The organism is Agrobacterium sp. 5Ca50, from assembly GCF_055381905.1.
This window is the reverse complement of the sequence record NZ_AP026441.1, coordinates 117974-133743: the sequence shown is the minus strand read 5'-3', so window position 1 is coordinate 133743 and position 15770 is coordinate 117974. Positions and strand designations below refer to the sequence as shown.

The following is a 15770-nucleotide window of genomic DNA, read 5'->3' as shown; positions in this document are numbered from 1 at the left end:
CCGTTTTTCTCGTTGGCGGTCATGCTCAACTTTCGCCCCTTGTTTTAGGATCAATCGCATCACGCAACGCATCCCCGAGGATATTCAGCGCCAGAACGGTCAGAAGGATCGCCAGAGATGGGAAGACAACCAGCCACCACGCACTGAGAATATTTTCGAACCCCTCTCTGATCATGCCGCCCCAGGTGGCGGTTGGGGGCAGCACGCCAAGTCCGATAAATGCAAGTGATGCCTCGGTGCGGATCGCCGATGCCATCCACAGCGAGGTAACCACGACAATATCTGACGAGATGTTCGGCAGAATATGTTTGGTCATGATGCGGCGTGGCCTGAAACCCATGGAGCGACCGGCTTCAATGAATTCGCGCTGCTTCATTGCAATCGTCGGCGCTCTCGCAACGCGCACAAAGGGTGCAGTCTCGGTAATTGCAATCGCAATGATAAGGTTTTCGTAACTCGCTCCAAGCATGGCGGCAACCATCAGGCCAAGCAGAAGGGTTGGAAACGACAGCATGACATCAACCAGGCCCATTACGATCTGGTCAAAAATGCCCCCCACATAACCGGCGATGATACCGAGTGTAGAACCGACGATCATGGCGATCATAACGGCCAGAAAGCCGATCGAAAGCGAAATCTGCGCTCCATAGAGAAGGCGCGATAGTACGTCTCGGCCGTAGCTGTCGGTCCCGAGCCAGAACTGCGCAGACGGACCGCTGAGACGATGCACAATATTCTGTTGCAGCGGATCGTACGGAGCGATGAGTGGCGCCAGCACAGCTGCCAACACTATCGCAGAGAGAAGCCCCGTTCCAAGCCAGAAAAGTCGATTGCGACGGAGTGCCTCCCATACCGGACTGGTTCGGCTTTCCGCTGTGCTTGCGGTCACGATTGCATTTGTCATTTTGCGTAACTCACTCTTGGATCGACAAGGCCGTAAATCAGATCTGTAATCGTGTTCACGATGATGACAAAAGTGGCGAAGACCACCATGAGCCCCTGTAGCATCGTGTAATCTCGTGACTGAAGAGCGCCGAGAATAAGCTTGCCCAGACCTGGTCGCGTGAAGACGATCTCTGTCAGGACCGAGTTGCCGATCAACGTTCCGAAATAGAGGCCGATAACCGTAACGATCGGGATCAATGCATTGCCCAAAGCATGCCGGGTAACCAGTTTCATTGGCTTGACGCCCTTGGCGCGTGCTGTACGAATGTAATCCTCTCCGAGGACTTCCAGCATCGAGGATCGGGTTACTCGTGCGATGTAAGCCGTCATGATCAGGCCAAGATTGAATGCCGGCAGTGCCAGGCTGCGTAGATGATCGATAGGGTCGGTACTGGCACGGCTCATGACGGGCAGCCAGCGTAACCAGATTGCAAAGGCCAGCAGCAGAAGGATTGCCGACACAAAACCTGGAAAAGAGAGGCCCACGAGGGAAAGGAAGCGGCTTACGTAATCCGGCCACTGATTGCGTCTGACAGCAGCGAGAACCCCCAGAGGTATACCAAAAGCAGCACCAATTACGACCGCTGCAAGCGCCAGTTCAAGTGTATAAGGAATGACAATCGCCACTTCATGCAACACCGACTTGCCTGTCACAGAAGAGCGGCCAAAATCACCACTCAGAATATCCGTTATAAAGCGGAAGTACTGAACGGTAAGCGGTTGATCGAGCCCCAGTTCTGCACGCAGGGAAGCCAGTGCCTCACCACTCGCCCTGTCTCCCAATATGGCAATTGCCGCGTCGCCCGGCACAAGCCGGACCAGAATGAAGACGACGGTCAACATTGCCAGTAGCGTCGGTATCGCCAATAGCAACCTTCGGATAGTATAATTGATCATGCCGCAACCCCTTTTGTAGCAGTGCGCTGCGGTTCAAACGCACTGAGATCTTTCGTAGTTCTACCCTCACAGACGAGATCGGCCAGCACTTTTCCAACAGAAGGAACGAGCTGGAAACCATGTCCGGAAAAGCCGAACACGTGGACTAGCCCCTCGGCAACACGCGAGAAGCCTATAACCGGCAAATGGTCCGCAGTCATTGCTTCCATGCCAGCCCACGTACGGATGATACGAAGACTATGGGTTGCCGGGAAAAGCCGTAACGCTGCCTTGACCGATGCGGCCAGTGAAGCAACATCCACACTTGCAGACTGCCTGTCTGCCGATAGCTTTCCCTGTGAGCCGCCGCCGATCAGGAGCGTGCCTTGACCAGTTTGCTTGAAGGACAGTTTTCGGCCCAGCGAACTTACGACAGGGCCGATATGTGTGGAGGTCCGTTCAGTCACGACCATCATGGAAGTGCGAATTGCATGGCGCACCGGATCGGCAGCCAGTGCACATATCTGTTCTGCCCAGGCGCCCCCTGCGTTGACAAGAGTTCTGGCTTCAAAAGTGCCTTTTGTTGTTTCACAATGCCATTCGGTTGCGGTACGCCGCAGCCCCTTGACATCGCACTGCTCATAAATTGTGACGCCCGCCTTCTCTGCCGCCGTTCGAAACGCCCGGATCGTCTGATGCGGGTCGGCAGAGCCATCATTCTGAACCCAGACGCCGCCCAGACAGTGATCGGAAACATCCGGGAGCAGTTCGCGTACATCGTCTCTACCGATGACCTGCTCATGGTTGTGGCCCATATCCTTCAACCTCGATACGCGCGCAGTCATGGATGATAGCGCGGCCTCGTCTTCTGCCAGTTGCAATTGGCCACAAGCAACAAATCCGCAATCGTCGCCAACTATTGCCTCCATTTCATGCCAGAGAGCAGCTGCCTCAAGACTGAGCTGTAGCTCGGCGATGTCGCGGCCCAGTGTGCGCACGCCAGCTGCTGTCGATCCGGATGCATGCCGGCCAACAAAATGTCTTTCCAGCACCGTAACGGATGCGCCGCGCCGCGCGCAATTGAGAGCGGCCGACAATCCATGCAATCCACCACCAATAACCACAACGTCCGATGTCATGCCTCTTCCTCCAGCGAGGCAATCTCGCCGAGCGTGACAGGTTTGAACGGCGGTCGGATGTTGAAGAAGGCTACATCACCGACAGGGACGTCGTGAGCTTCGGCAAGGATCGCCTGCACGGTATACCCGCACTGGCGCCCCTGGCATGGACCCATACCACAGCGGGTTGCCGCCTTGACGGCATTCGGATCAGCAACTCCACCTCGGGTGACTTTGCGGATCGTTCCTGCAGTAACCTCCTCACATCGACAAACAATAACGTCATCGTCCAGACGCTCCCGTGGTGGCGGATAGGCAGTATCCAGAAATGGGCGGAGAGAAAGCGCCTTGCTGCGGCGCTCATCGAGTTTATCCTCGCGACGTATCTCCTCCATGTCCGATTCCGAACCGAGGCACTTTGCAATACCCAGAGCCGCAATCTCTCCAGATACTGCTGCTGCTACCCATCCCCCGATACCACCTGCATCTCCCGCAACGAACAACGTCCGTCGGGTTGTCTCACCCCAGATGTCGAGTGTAGGACGGAAGTAGCCTTGAGCCTCGTGCCATTCGTGCTCGCATCCCAGTGCCAGTGTCTCATGTACACGTGGAACTACGCCCTCATGGACCAGAAGGACGTCCGCGCTCTCGCGTATGGTCTTGCCGCCAGCATTCCATTCAACATATTCAAGTCGTCCCTCGCCTCCAGCCTTGAGGCCACTGAAGTTCTTTACGATACGTACTTTGCGTCCGAGTTTCCCAAGCCATTTCAGACCTTTCACAAGACTGCCCAGATCGCGCCATCCGGCAGCAAGCCTGAAAAGAGCTGAAAGCGACGGGCGTTTTGAAGTATCGAGATAGCCTGCCAGGTTTGCCCCAAGGTGGAGGTTCTGGATCGAATATAGCAATGGCAGTGGCCCGGCCCCTGCGATAAATACACGTCCCTGCGGTAGCATACCGCCCGATTTCAGGAGTATCTGCGCAGCCCCTACCGTCATGACGCCGGGAAGCGTCCAGCCTGAAAAGGGAACCGGACGCTCCTGCGCACCATTGGCAAGCAATACGGCGCGAGTCCGGACGCAACGCGCCTGGCCGTTCGACGTCAGAAAGACTTTCCAGCCATCTTCGATCTGCCAGACCTGGGTCTCCGGAACGTAAACCGCGCCGGATGCCCGAAAGCTTGCAACCAGCGCCTCTCCCTTGCGATAGTCTTCGCCCAATGCGCCAAGCAGGATATCATTCCGATTGCGCTCGATACCTCGCCAGATTTGCCCGCCCGGAGAAGGTTGTTCGTCGACAACGGTGACCGAGTAGCCAAAGTTTCGCAACCGTATTGCAGCCGACATGCCTGCGGGCCCGGAACCTACAATAACGACATCACAGAAAGTCATCGTGCGGCTCCTCGCGCACCGCGCTGGCTATCAATCCGCATGCCCGGCTTAACCGGGACAAGACAGCCCTGTACAGACGCCTCTCCATCGACAATCGCCAGACACTCGAAACACACGCCCATCTGGCAGTAAGGAAGCCGCGGCGCTCCACTAACCGGTGTCGAGCGACCGGCATCAGGAATGCGCAACAGTACGCTCGCAACAGTCTCACCTTGCCAGGCAGGCGTGTCGACTCCATTTACGACAACGGTCATTCCAGTGAACCCCGCCGCCCCTTCAAGCACACTTTTGAACATCGAATCTTCCATTTGAAAACGCTGCCAGTGTTGGCGGCAGGTGACCTTGAGCCATGGCAGGCCCGACAATCTCCGCATGCACCGCTGCCAGCGTCACACCGGAATGACACACCGCCGCAAACAGACCCGGGTGTCGCTCCGACTCAGCATAAACAGGTGCCTTGTCAGGGGATAGCACTCGCAGCCCTCCCCATTGGCGGACCAGACGCACAGAGCCGAGCGCCGGAATAATCCTTTGGGCTCGCCTTGCGAGATTTACGGCAGCATCAACAGACACCGCAGTATTTCTGATTTTTTCGTTGGTCGCACCGATCATGAAAGTTCCATCCGCGGTCTGGCGAAGTCCGCTCGCCGGGAACGGCAGCATCGGTGCAAGCCGCTCGGTTACGAGGATTTGCCCACGCTCGGAATGGACCGGTACATTGAACCCAAGCGGTTCGGTCAGAGCCTGGGTTGCAAGACCGGCAGCAACAATCACGCGAGGCGCCGAGAGTTCATCCCCATTCGTTCCAACACTATACCCGCCACTCACAGGGGTAATCTTTGTAACAGGGTAGCGAAAACGTACCACGCCACCAAGATGAGGAACTGCGCGCAGCAGAGCCGAATAGAGATGAAGTGGGTTTGCATGCCCATCAAGCTTGCAGTAGCTCGCACCGACAACATCCGGCCCCAGTTTTATGGCCGGCAGCATCCGTTCGAGGGCGGCGCGCTCGACCATTTCGGTATGAACGTCTGATCGTTGGTTGTGCGACCTTTCGACAAGCCTGGACCTCGCTACGAAATCACTTTCGCCAAGACTGAATACCAGCCCCCCGCGGCGCTCATAGTCGATGCCTGCTTCGCTGACGTTTACAAGTTCATTCCGGAACGTCGGCCAGATATCCGCGCTGTTCCTGCTCAGTTCTGCGTATTCAGGATTGTCGCTTCCTTTGCCCTGAACCCAGATAAGTCCAAAATTTGCGCGAGCCGCGCGGAAATCACGATCATTTCCGTCGAGCATGATGACCCGGCTTCCGCGACGCGCAATTCCATAAGCCAATGCTGCCCCAACGACACCCGCTCCGACGATGATGACATCTGCGTCCACCTTGATCTCCCTTGTACCTTGCCATTTTTGAGGCAAGGGGCTAGATAGTCAAAGTCGTTTTCTTTTCGCATGTATTCAGCCAGGTTATAATGAGAGACCCAAGCCTAAGACAACTCGAAGCTTTAATGGCTGTGGTGGAAGCAGGCACAGTCAGCCGGGCCGCTGAAATCCTGCGCATATCCCAGCCGGCAGCGAGCAAGCTCATTCAGGATCTGGAGGCGGATACCGGCCTGCAATTATTCGAGCGGGAGAGTGGAAGGCTTGTGCCAACCGGTCGGGGAATGCGCCTTTATGAAGAGGTTGAGCGCATCTTTGGTGGAGTCAGGCAGATGGCACGCGCGGTAGAGTCTATCCGTCGTGAGGAACATGGCCACCTGGTCGTTGGCACACTCCCTGCTTTGTCCGGGCGTTACATGGGGCGCGTTCTGGCCGGCTTCAGAGCCAGACATCCGGACGTTTTCGTTTCTGTGGAATCGCGGAGTTCGCAGTACCTCGCCGAGGCGGTATTGCTACGCAGGATTGACATTGCACTCGTCATAAGCGGCCTCGAACACACCTCTCTCCTCGTTGATGTCCTGAAAAGCCCAAGCGCCGTGGTCGTTATGCCCATAGGGCACAGGCTGTCCGAGAAAGCGATCATAACTCCGCACGATCTTGCGGATGAGGCTTTCGTTGGTTTTGGCCCGTCGGGCATCTCGCGCCGCAAGGTCGATGCGGCGTTCGAGGAGTACGGTTTGCGACCGAACATAGTAGTCGAGGCGACGACTGCGCCCAATGTTGCAGAATTTGTTGCTGCAGGACTGGGAATTACTATCGCCGACCCGTTATCGATGGAGTCCGTTGTTAATCGTGTCGTGACACGTCCCTTCGAGCCTTCGCTCTCGATCGACAACCAGATACTCAGGCCGGTCAGGGCACGGAACAGCAAACTGGCTGAGGCATTCGTGGAGGAACTGCATTCTGCCGCAAGAAGCAGCACAATGCTCCCGGGTGATATTCAAGCAAGGTCATAAAACCAGGTTAAATTGGTTGGGAGAGGCAGTCCATAAACGCTGTCAACTTGCCAGAGCGTAATGTCGAGACGGCATTTAAAACTGCATCCGCCTTTTCTGGTGTCATCGTCAGTCTTGTCGCCATCCTGAATTTGGTGTCAAGCTCGCCCCATGTCATCAGCGGCTCACCCTGAGGCGGTGTCGGATCCGACACAAATCGCTGACCATTTGCGGTGACTATAACTCGCGCAAGAATCTGGTCTGGATATACCGCGTCAAATTCTTCACTCAAAAGAAGATGAACCTTGCCTGCAAGATTAACGACTTCCGGGCGACCAATAAATTCTGGCGTAACAGGAACAAGGCTCTGACCACCGTACAGACTGAATAACGCCATGCAAAACGGGATACTATACTGGACGTCAATCAGATTCTCCGGGTCGGCCCGGTTAGAAATCCGTAAGCCAGCGGAGTGTATCTCCACGTCAATTCGCTCGATATCTTTACCAGCGATTGAATGTTGCGCGAGGAGCGTCTCCAGTGCCGCAAGCGGAGCATGTATGTGCCGGCAGCATGCATAGGGTTTGAAGTATGTTGCGCAAATGTGCTCTGCTGAACCTGGAACATAATTGTCAGGAAAGTTATAATGCCTGACGCTGTCCAGGATATTACGCGGACCTGTATGCCCTGCTTCGGCAAGGAGAACGGCTGTCATGCCAGTTACCACTGACCATGGGATACCTTCTTTTACCGCCGCTCCCTCCGGGGCCGGAATGCGTGGTGCAGGTCCTCCTGCGAAAGACTGGCTGGGAGCACTTTCTCCAGCGATTGCCAGCGCGTGTTCAATTGCCTGCCAGGGTGTCCGACGCAAGGCTGACACTGCGGCAACGACTCCGAACGGGGTCCAGGTTCCTGAACTTCCGTAGGTTGTGCGAGCGGCCCCGACAGCTACCCCGACCTCATAACCAATTATGATTGCGGTCAGTATTTCCTCCAACGACGAGCCCATGTCTTTGGCCACGGCCAGGGCTGCAGGAATGATAGCGGCCCCTGGATGACCTCGTGCGAAGCGATTTCCGTCATCAAGATCAAGTGCGGCTGCCGCCGAACTATTTGCCCAGGCAGCACCGATTACTGAACTCGTTTCCCCCGTGAACCATATAGGCACATCGCCACCCCCGAATACGCCGTCTGCCACCGAGCGGATAGCTGCAGGACCAACGTCTTCGATACCCACTGCAGTCGCGCCAACAAGATCAAAGATGCATTTGAGTGCGGCGTCCCGAACGCTCTGGTTAGACACCTGCTCGCGATTCTGAACGATATAAGAACATATTTTTCCAACATTTCCACTTTGGTAGCCTGGAACATGATGTGTCGTCATGGCGCGTCCTGCTTTTTCTTATTGGCTAACACCGCCTGTCAGTCACACCAGACGACGCCGTTAGTTGGGCAAGCTATAGTCCCCGGGCAACAGCATCGCTGTCACCCGGGGCAAAATAACAATCAATATCACTTATCAATAGTGGTCAGTTCGGTAATCGGCGGTGCCAGGTTCAGAGAACCTTTAAGCTCATACCCGTAGTTGAGAGAATTATTACGGACCCAGACCTGCATGAGACTAAAGAGCGGTACACCGCATACCTGCTCATGAATCTTCGTTTGGGCCGCTGACCAGAACTTCATCCGCTCTTCATCTGTCGCGGCTTTGCGTGCAGCTGTGATATCAGCATCTCCGGCGTCACAATGAGCAAAATTCGTAACCGCAGTCGGTTTGCCGATTGCAGCATCCGAGTGATAGAACTGGCTCAGGTAGCTGTCGGCAACAGGATAGCGTGCGGCGCCGTAGAAGACGAGGTCACTCAGGTCTTTCCGGATTTGCTCATGATATGTCGGATGGTCGACAACCTTGAGCTCCAGTGTAATCCCCGCTTCAGCCAACTGTGCCTGCAATACTTCCATGATAGGGAGCTGGGCCGAATTGGACGACGAAATTGAAGTCAGTTTGAGACCAGTCTCCAGGCCAGCTTCTTTCAAAAGCTTTTTGGCGAGCTCAAGATCATATTTATAGGGCGATGTGCATTCTTCGCCGAGATAACCTGTAGGCACTACAGAACATCCCTTCAGGCCAACATTCGACCCGACGAGCTCGATGATCTGATCAACATTGATTGCGTGGGCGACAGCCTGACGAACTTTCACATTGTCGAGCGGCTTGTGATTCCGGTTGATGAAAACCGTGCGATATTCGCCTGGCGCAAAGATATCGACCGACGCATCGTCCCACGTCTTGGCCTGATCGACCCAACGCTGTTCGCGCTTGCCATAGATCAGATCAAGCTCTCCCGAACGGAACGCGAGTTCGCGGCTTGAATCCGATGGGATCAGATCGACCCGGATATCGTTGATCTTGGGTGCACCACGGAAATATTCAGGAAACCCTTTCAGAAACACCGATTGTTGCGTGACCGATTTTTCGAAAAAGAACGGTCCGGTTCCGATAGGGTTGCTTTTGAAGTCTGCGCCAAGTTTCTCCGCAGCGCTTTTGCTGACAATATTGCCACCGTGATAATTGGACACAAGGCCCAGGAACCCGGGAACCGGTTCGCTGAGTGTAATTCGCACGGTGGCGGGATCGACTGCCTCGATTGATTTGAAAGCTGCATAGTCGCTTGCATAGGCCGAAGTCTTCGAGTCCTTTGCGCGCTGAAGCGAATAAACGACGTCGTCGGCGGTCACTGTGCCGTAATCGCCGTGGAACTTCACGCCTGAGCGCAGCTTGAATGTCCAGACGAGACCATCGGAAGAGTTCGTCCAGCTCTCCGCGATATCTGGCTCGATGTTACCCGGATCAGCACTGCCCGGGGCGAAACGGACAAGGCCGTTGAACATCCAGGATACGACCGCAAGATCCTGAGTGGTTGTCGCGCGCGCGGGATCCATATTTGAAATATCAGGGGCCGCCACACCTACCCGCAAACTATTGGCGTAGGATATTCCGGGCGACACGGCGACGCCGGCAATACACAGGGTGAGGGCAGATAAAGTAGCAAATTTCGAGGCTTTTTTCATGTTCCACTCCATTATAGTTTTAATAGTTCTAGTTATGAAAAATCACATCCGTCAAAGTCGAATTTTTCGGTGGGGTATACAGTTATGTTATAATTGTCGACGTGGCACGGTAATCCTCGCACCAGTTAGGGTCAGGTCTCGTTGATCGAAGCCAGAAGATAACGGTTGCAGCCAAGGCAATCGCAGAGAAAATGACGGTTGCTGATGATCATATCGCGCGACCACGCACGCCAGTCCTTGAGGCGGCCAAACATGATCTCAATACGGTTGCGACGTCTGTATCTTTTCTTGTCGTATTTTACCGTTGTGGTTCGGGATTTTCGGCCCGGAACGCAGGTTTTTATTCCTTTTCGTTGCAAAGCCGCTCTGAACCAGTCGGCATCATATCCGCGGTCGGCAAGCATTCATTGTGCTTTTGGCAGTTCATTGAGCAAGGCTGCCGCACACGTATAGTCGCTGATCTGACCGGCTGTCATGAAGAAGCTGAGCGGCCGGCCATTGGCATCGGTCCAGGCGCGGAGCTTTGTGTTCATACCGCCTTTGGTGCGTCCGATCAGCCGCCCAAGGTCCCCCTTTTTACCCGCAGGCTTGAGGCCGTGCGGTGCGCTTTCAGATAGGTCGCATCAATCATGACGGTCTTCGGATCGGCACTTTCGGAGGCAAGTCCCTCCATCATCCGGCCAAACACACCCATCTCGCTCCATCGTTTCCATCTGTTGTAGAGCGTCTTGTGTGGCCCGTATTCCCGTGGGGCATCCCGCCAGCGCAAGCCGCTGCGGTTTTCCATCGGATGTGATCGCGAATTTTGCCTCGCGACTGGTTGGGCAACTGCGATCTGCAGCCGCCCAATATGCGCAAGCTATTGCTGTTGAGGGTTCAACCAGTGCTGCCGAGCCGCAATCTGTCTCTGTGGCTCCCTCAGTGACTGAGGTTATGGACTCCGATAACGCGAATGCAGGCATCCGGGATGATGACCGGGGGACCAATCTTGTCCAGCGCGCTTATCAGTCCGGGTCTGACGACGGATACGAATGGTCCAACAGGGCAGAACATGACAATATCCTTCAGGAGTTTGAAGCGCTCATACGCGAGGTGCAGCGACTTGCAACGGACGGACAGTAGTCTCATCCTGAGCGCAAAATTGTCCAGAAACTGAAATCAGCTTGGCTGATCATTGCCAGCTGCGCGCAAAACCACGTTTCTGAGCCACTGGTGCGCGGGGTCTTGTGTTCGTCGGCTGTGCCAGATCTGGGTGAAGGTAAATGGCGGAATATCGAACGGTGGCTCGAACATACGGACGTCCGGCCCTGGCGCATGTGCTTCCAATGCCCGACGGGCAACCGTCAGGACGAGATCCGTGCCTGCAACAAGGCGCGCAGCCAGACCCCAGTGTGGCAGGGTCGTCGCGATACGCCGTACATTGCCGATTTTGGAAAGTGCACTGTCGATCTCGCTTGGAGAGCCATCTTCCATCGTCACCAGAATGTGAGGGTGCTTCAAATACTGATCCAGACTAAGAGACGTCTTATGTTGAAGGGTATCCGCCGACGCCAGACAGGAAAATCGTTCTTCAAATAACGGCGTCTGGTCTATCTCTGGCGAGAGGTCTGGAAAAACCCCAAGCTGTTGGTTTCCACGCAGAACTGAGCCGGTTAGGCAGATAAGGGGGTGCGGATAAAAAGTTGGACTGCTTCATAAGTTCAGGCCGAGGCTCTGACGATACTCAACCGGGCTGAGCGATCCCAGTGATAATTTGATACGCTTCTCATTGTACCATCGAATATATGCATCCACCTCGGCGACGAACTGTTCGATCGTAATGGTTTTCCAATCTCGTGGATAGAAGAGTTCGGTTTTCAGCCGACCGAAGAAGCCTTCGCACGCGGCGTTGTCTTGCGAGCAACCCTTGCGGGACATTGAGCGAACCAGTTTTGCTTCGCTGATACGGGTTAGCCAGCCGGGCCAGCGATAATGGGCTCCGCGATCAGAATGGATGATTGGCCGTTCTTCGCCATCGGTCACGGTCCCGATGGCTGCATCCAGCATGGTATTCACCAGGCCCGCATCTGGCTGCGTTCCAATCGACCAGCTGATGACCATGAAGTCAAAGCAATCGATGATGGGCGAAAGGTACACCTTGCCAGCCGGGATCTGGAATTCGGTGATATCTGTCAGCCATTTCACGTTCGGCGCTTTCGCATGGAAGTCGCGGTTGATCAGGTTCTCGGGTGCCGGACTGATTTCTCCCAGATATGATCCAAACCGCCGTCGACGCGGTCTGGCAACGACCAGTTGTTCTTGCTTCATCAAGCGCTGAACAACCTTTTCCGAGATCATCACGCTTTGCCTGGCCAGCAACGCCTGTAGTCTCCGATAGCCGTAGCAACGACGGTTCGCTTCAAATATTTCTGAAAGACAGAGGCGGACGGCGGCATGCTTGTCTGCCAGGCACATACGGGCGCGATGGTAGAAGTACGAGCTTCGCGCAATTTGCAGCTCGGCGAGCAGTTCTGGCAAGCGGTAAACTTCCTTGAGGGCGTCAATCAGCTGTGTCTTCTCCCGATTACTCAGGATCTGCAGATCGACGCCCAGGCCTTTTTTTATGAGTTCGTTGGCCTTCTTCAGGAGATCATGTTCGAGTTGCAACTGGCGGACATCGCGTTGGAGGGTTTCAAGCTGTCGCTCGAGTTCCTCACGTTCTGGCGCTTTGGAGTTGGCTTTGCGGCGTTTCATGGATGATGGGGCCTCATGACCGAGAAGCTGGTCCTTCCAGCTGTACAATGTCGGCCGCGAGACGCCCAGCCGGTCAGCGACCTGTTGAGCGCTTTCATCTCCACTGCATAGTCCGATGACCCCCGCTTGCCGGACCTTGTCGGAATAGCCAGGGTGCCACGATCGACCCACCATGGATGAGCGCGCCTCCGGAAAGTCCTCCCGGACCCATGCGGTGAGAGTTCCTCGACCAGGGTAGCCAAGCGCCCTCATCGTCGCAGAGATGCAACGATCATGGGTGCGATAGTGCTCAAGTGCAGCCTGTTTCTCGGCCTCGGAATATTTTGGCGCTCGCGCTACCGCCTGAGTACGCAGTGTTGATTGCCACTGAGAAGTGACCCGGTAGCACAGGATATTTCCATCGAGAATTGACCCATGTTTGAACTTTGCCCTGCGTGTTTTCAGCGAGGGCTATGGAGTGATCGACATGGCGTTATTGAGCGTGATCCGACGCTGGCATTTTCGAGAGCATTTATCGATCCGGGAGATTGGTCGCAGGACCGGTCTGTCTCGGAATACCGTCCGCAAATACCTGCGTCTGGGGAGTGTGGAACCGAAGTTCAAAGTTCCAGAGCGACCGAGTACGCTTGACCCTTTTGCTGATCGATTAACGGCCTGGCTGAGGACGGAAGCGAAGAAGAACCGCAAGCAGAAGCGGACGATGAAGCAGTTGCATGCCGACCTGATGAGCCTCGGCTACGATGGGTCGTATGGTCGTGTTGCTGCATTTGCTCGGGAATGGAAGGCCGATCTTCAGCGAGAACTGCAGACCTCGGGACGTGGGACATACGTTCCGCTGGCTTTCGATCCGGGTGAAGCCTTTCAGTTCGACTGGTCGGAAGACTGGGCAATCATCGGCAATGAACGTACCAAACTGCAGGTGGCCCATACGAAGCTGAGCTACAGCCGCGCGTTCATCGTTCGGGCATATCTTCTCCAAACACACGAGATGCTGTTTGATGCCCATAACCACGCATTCCGTGTCTTTGGCGGCGTTCCTCGACGTGGCATTTATGACAACATGCCCACGGCAATCGACAAAATAGGTCGCGGCAAAGAGCGCGACGTCAATGTCCGCTTCATGGCAATGGCCAGCCACTATCTCTATGAGCCAGAATTCTGCAATCCAGCGTCGGGCTGGGAGAAAGGCCAGGTCGAGAAGAATGTTCAGGATTCACGCCATCGGTTCTTTCAACCAACACCACGCTTTCCATCGCTGGAAGCCCTGAACGACTGGCTGGAACTTCGATGCAAGGAGTTTTGGCAGCAGACCCCGCATGGAAAGATGCGTGGGACCATCGCTGAGCTATGGGCCGAGGAAGCGCAGGCTCTCATGCCAACAGCACGTGTCTTCGATGGATTTGTCGAACATACCAAGCGGGTTTCCCCGACCTGTCTCGTCCACTTTGATCGTAATCGCTACAGTGTTCCGGCATCCTTCGCCAATCGGCCTGTCAGTGTTCGGGTTTACCCAGATCGTATCGCTGTTGCAGCAGAAGGTCTGATCATATGCGAGCATCGTCGCATCATCAGCCGTTCGCATGATGGTCCTGGGCAAACGATTTACGATTGGCGGCACTATCTCGCCGTCGTTCAACGCAAACCAGGCGCTCTTCGCAATGGTGCGCCGTTTATCGAGCTTCCGGAAGCCTTCAGAATACTGCAGCAGCACCTGCTCAAAAAGCCGGGCGGGGATCGCGAGATGGTCGACATTCTGGCGCTCGTCCTCCAGCACGACGAGCAGGCTGTGCTCTCGGCTGTCGATATGGCCTTGAAGTCCGGGGTTCCGACCAAGACCCATGTTTTGAACCTGCTGCATCGTTTGGTCGACGGTAAATCTTCTACGCCACCGACGATAGCTGCGCCCCAAGCTCTCACACTTGCCAACGAGCCAAAGGCCAATGTCGAACGCTACGATTCCCTGAGAAAGACAAAGGAGGTACGCCATGCGTCATAATCCAGCCAGCGGCGCAATCGTCATCATGCTGCGACAACTGAAGATGCACGGCATGGCTCAGGCAATCGGTGAGCTCACCGAACAGGGGTCACCTGCCTTTGAAGCTGCCATTCCAATCCTGTCACAACTTCTCAAAGCCGAGACAGCAGAACGTGAAGTTCGTTCAACCGCTTATCAGCTGAAGACTGCTCGCTTTCCAGCCTATCGCGATCTCAACGGCTTCGATTTCTTCAGCAGCGAGATCAACGAAGCCCTCGTGCGACAGCTCCATCGTTGCGACTTTCTCGATGATGCCAACAACATCGTGTTGGTCGGCGGACCAGGCACAGGCAAAACCCATATCGCGACCGCTCTCGGCATCCAGGCAATCGAGCATCACCACAAACGCGTCCGGTTCTTCTCGACCGTCGAGTTGGTCAACGCGCTTGAACAGGAGAAGACGCAAGGTCGCTCAGGCCAGATCGCCAATCGACTTGTCCATTCCGACCTGGTGATCCTCGATGAGCTTGGCTACCTGCCGTTCAGTGCATCAGGTGGCGCGTTGCTCTTCCATCTTCTGAGCAAACTCTACGAGCGCACCAGTGTCGTTATAACCACAAACCTCAGCTTCAGTGAATGGGCCAGCGTCTTCGGCGACGCCAAGATGACGACCGCGTTGCTCGACCGGCTCACTCATCATTGCCACATTCTCGAAACCGGAAACGACAGCTTCCGCTTCAAGAACAGCTCCGCCCACGAACCGAAAAATACAAAGGAGAAAAACAGCGACTTGACCAAATCACAAGACCCGAAACATATCTAAAAGGCGGGTCAAATCTCGGTGGAAATACCGGGTCACTTCTCAGTGAAAATCAACAGACGTTTATCACAACACGAATTATCGCGGGAAAATGCCCTTGCTAATATGAGATTATTTCCGCTTAGTTGGCGGAAGGGTACACCCTACGGAAATCTGGAAATTGAGGCAGCACTTTCGCGTAATTTTGAAAATTGGGGTCCGTTATGGACAAGGGGGCGCTCGATACCGCCGTTTTTTATTCGAAGGCGAAGGACTACATCTCTACCAGCCGCTGCGTGGCTGTGAAGACCTACTGCCTGACAACGAGGGCGTCCGCAAATGGTGCAATGCTGCCGTGGGCTTACAGTTATTGACTGATCATCAATCGGTTTGTGAACGCTGCTTCAGCTACCTTCCAAGAGCAATACATCTTCCGCCAGCGCTGATTGAAGTCTGCTCTGGACAGGGGATCGGTGATTAGCC

General features: G+C 55.1%; 13 protein-coding genes and 2 pseudogenes. 4 read left to right on the top strand and 11 right to left on the bottom strand.

Annotated elements, in window-relative coordinates:
- Positions 1-25 precede the first annotated feature (25 nt).
- The 6 genes from ACZ5FM_RS27350 to ACZ5FM_RS27325 are packed head-to-tail and all read right to left on the bottom strand — an operon-like array spanning position 26 to position 5716.
- Positions 26-904, bottom strand: a complete 879-nt coding sequence (locus ACZ5FM_RS27350; protein WP_464041583.1) for an ABC transporter permease — start codon at positions 902-904, stop codon at positions 26-28.
- Positions 901-1842: an ABC transporter permease gene (locus ACZ5FM_RS27345; protein WP_464041582.1), complete on the bottom strand. Its 942-nt coding sequence runs from the start codon at positions 1840-1842 to the stop codon at positions 901-903. Before ACZ5FM_RS27345 ends, ACZ5FM_RS27350 begins: the two co-directional genes overlap by 4 nt.
- Entirely contained in the window at positions 1839-2960 is a 1122-nt protein-coding gene (locus ACZ5FM_RS27340; protein ID WP_464041581.1) for an NAD(P)/FAD-dependent oxidoreductase, read from the bottom strand. Before ACZ5FM_RS27340 ends, ACZ5FM_RS27345 begins: the two co-directional genes overlap by 4 nt.
- Positions 2957-4330, bottom strand: a complete 1374-nt coding sequence (locus ACZ5FM_RS27335; RefSeq protein ID WP_464041580.1) for an FAD-dependent oxidoreductase — start codon at positions 4328-4330, stop codon at positions 2957-2959. The genes ACZ5FM_RS27340 and ACZ5FM_RS27335 overlap by 4 nt, the downstream gene beginning before the upstream one ends.
- The gene (locus tag ACZ5FM_RS27330) at positions 4327-4626 is read right to left on the bottom strand and encodes a (2Fe-2S)-binding protein (RefSeq protein WP_464041579.1); all 300 of its coding nucleotides are present in this window, start codon (positions 4624-4626) and stop codon (positions 4327-4329) included. The genes ACZ5FM_RS27335 and ACZ5FM_RS27330 overlap by 4 nt, the downstream gene beginning before the upstream one ends.
- Complete coding sequence (locus ACZ5FM_RS27325; RefSeq protein ID WP_464041578.1) at positions 4607-5716, bottom strand: NAD(P)/FAD-dependent oxidoreductase; 1110 nt, start codon at positions 5714-5716, stop codon at positions 4607-4609. Before ACZ5FM_RS27325 ends, ACZ5FM_RS27330 begins: the two co-directional genes overlap by 20 nt.
- A gap of 89 nt (positions 5717-5805) precedes the next feature.
- Here ACZ5FM_RS27325 and ACZ5FM_RS27320 point away from each other — a divergent pair, with 89 nt between their 5' ends.
- The gene (locus ACZ5FM_RS27320) at positions 5806-6729 is read left to right on the top strand and encodes a LysR substrate-binding domain-containing protein (protein ID WP_464041577.1); all 924 of its coding nucleotides are present in this window, start codon (positions 5806-5808) and stop codon (positions 6727-6729) included.
- A 7-nt stretch (positions 6730-6736) separates the two neighbouring features.
- On the opposite strand, the gene ACZ5FM_RS27315 is transcribed toward ACZ5FM_RS27320, so the two are convergent.
- From ACZ5FM_RS27315 to ACZ5FM_RS27305, 3 genes and pseudogenes are all read right to left on the bottom strand, one after another.
- Positions 6737-8092 (bottom strand): MmgE/PrpD family protein, encoded by a 1356-nt coding sequence (locus tag ACZ5FM_RS27315; protein ID WP_464041576.1) that lies wholly within the window; start codon positions 8090-8092, stop codon positions 6737-6739.
- Between the two features lie 128 nt (positions 8093-8220).
- A complete protein-coding gene (locus ACZ5FM_RS27310) occupies positions 8221-9780 on the bottom strand; it encodes an ABC transporter substrate-binding protein (protein WP_464041575.1) in 1560 nt (519 codons plus the stop codon).
- Between the two features lie 148 nt (positions 9781-9928).
- A pseudogene (locus ACZ5FM_RS27305) lies at positions 9929-10561 on the bottom strand (IS5 family transposase); the annotation flags it as partial.
- A gap of 152 nt (positions 10562-10713) precedes the next feature.
- Between ACZ5FM_RS27305 and ACZ5FM_RS27300 the strand changes: the two are divergent.
- On the top strand, positions 10714-10902 hold the full coding sequence (locus ACZ5FM_RS27300) for a hypothetical protein (RefSeq protein WP_464041574.1): 189 nt from the start codon (positions 10714-10716) through the stop codon (positions 10900-10902).
- A 36-nt stretch (positions 10903-10938) separates the two neighbouring features.
- Here the strand turns inward: ACZ5FM_RS27300 and ACZ5FM_RS27295 are convergent, their stop codons facing one another.
- A complete protein-coding gene (locus tag ACZ5FM_RS27295; RefSeq protein ID WP_464041702.1) occupies positions 10939-11421 on the bottom strand; it encodes a LysR substrate-binding domain-containing protein in 483 nt (160 codons plus the stop codon).
- Between the two features lie 51 nt (positions 11422-11472).
- Positions 11473-12867, bottom strand: a pseudogene (locus ACZ5FM_RS27290) (IS3 family transposase); the annotation flags it as partial.
- A 112-nt stretch (positions 12868-12979) separates the two neighbouring features.
- Here ACZ5FM_RS27290 and istA point away from each other — a divergent pair.
- Positions 12980-14509 (top strand): IS21 family transposase, encoded by a 1530-nt coding sequence (istA, locus tag ACZ5FM_RS27285; protein WP_464041701.1) that lies wholly within the window; start codon positions 12980-12982, stop codon positions 14507-14509.
- Positions 14499-15311: an IS21-like element helper ATPase IstB gene (gene istB / locus ACZ5FM_RS27280; RefSeq protein ID WP_464041573.1), complete on the top strand. Its 813-nt coding sequence runs from the start codon at positions 14499-14501 to the stop codon at positions 15309-15311. The genes istA and istB overlap by 11 nt, the downstream gene beginning before the upstream one ends.
- The last annotated feature ends 459 nt before the right edge of the window (positions 15312-15770 follow it).

Coding starts and splice junctions, on each gene's coding strand:
- ACZ5FM_RS27350 (WP_464041583.1), bottom strand. CDS start 904: ATGACAAATGCAATCGTGACCGCAAGCACAGCGGAAAGCCGAACCAGT.
- ACZ5FM_RS27345 (WP_464041582.1), bottom strand. CDS start 1,842: ATGATCAATTATACTATCCGAAGGTTGCTATTGGCGATACCGACGCTA.
- ACZ5FM_RS27340 (WP_464041581.1), bottom strand. CDS start 2,960: ATGACATCGGACGTTGTGGTTATTGGTGGTGGATTGCATGGATTGTCG.
- ACZ5FM_RS27335 (WP_464041580.1), bottom strand. CDS start 4,330: ATGACTTTCTGTGATGTCGTTATTGTAGGTTCCGGGCCCGCAGGCATG.
- ACZ5FM_RS27330 (WP_464041579.1), bottom strand. CDS start 4,626: ATGTTCAAAAGTGTGCTTGAAGGGGCGGCGGGGTTCACTGGAATGACC.
- ACZ5FM_RS27320 (WP_464041577.1), top strand. CDS start 5,806: ATGAGAGACCCAAGCCTAAGACAACTCGAAGCTTTAATGGCTGTGGTG.
- ACZ5FM_RS27315 (WP_464041576.1), bottom strand. CDS start 8,092: ATGACGACACATCATGTTCCAGGCTACCAAAGTGGAAATGTTGGAAAA.
- ACZ5FM_RS27310 (WP_464041575.1), bottom strand. CDS start 9,780: ATGAAAAAAGCCTCGAAATTTGCTACTTTATCTGCCCTCACCCTGTGT.
- ACZ5FM_RS27300 (WP_464041574.1), top strand. CDS start 10,714: ATGGACTCCGATAACGCGAATGCAGGCATCCGGGATGATGACCGGGGG.
- istA (WP_464041701.1), top strand. CDS start 12,980: ATGGCGTTATTGAGCGTGATCCGACGCTGGCATTTTCGAGAGCATTTA.
- istB (WP_464041573.1), top strand. CDS start 14,499: ATGCGTCATAATCCAGCCAGCGGCGCAATCGTCATCATGCTGCGACAA.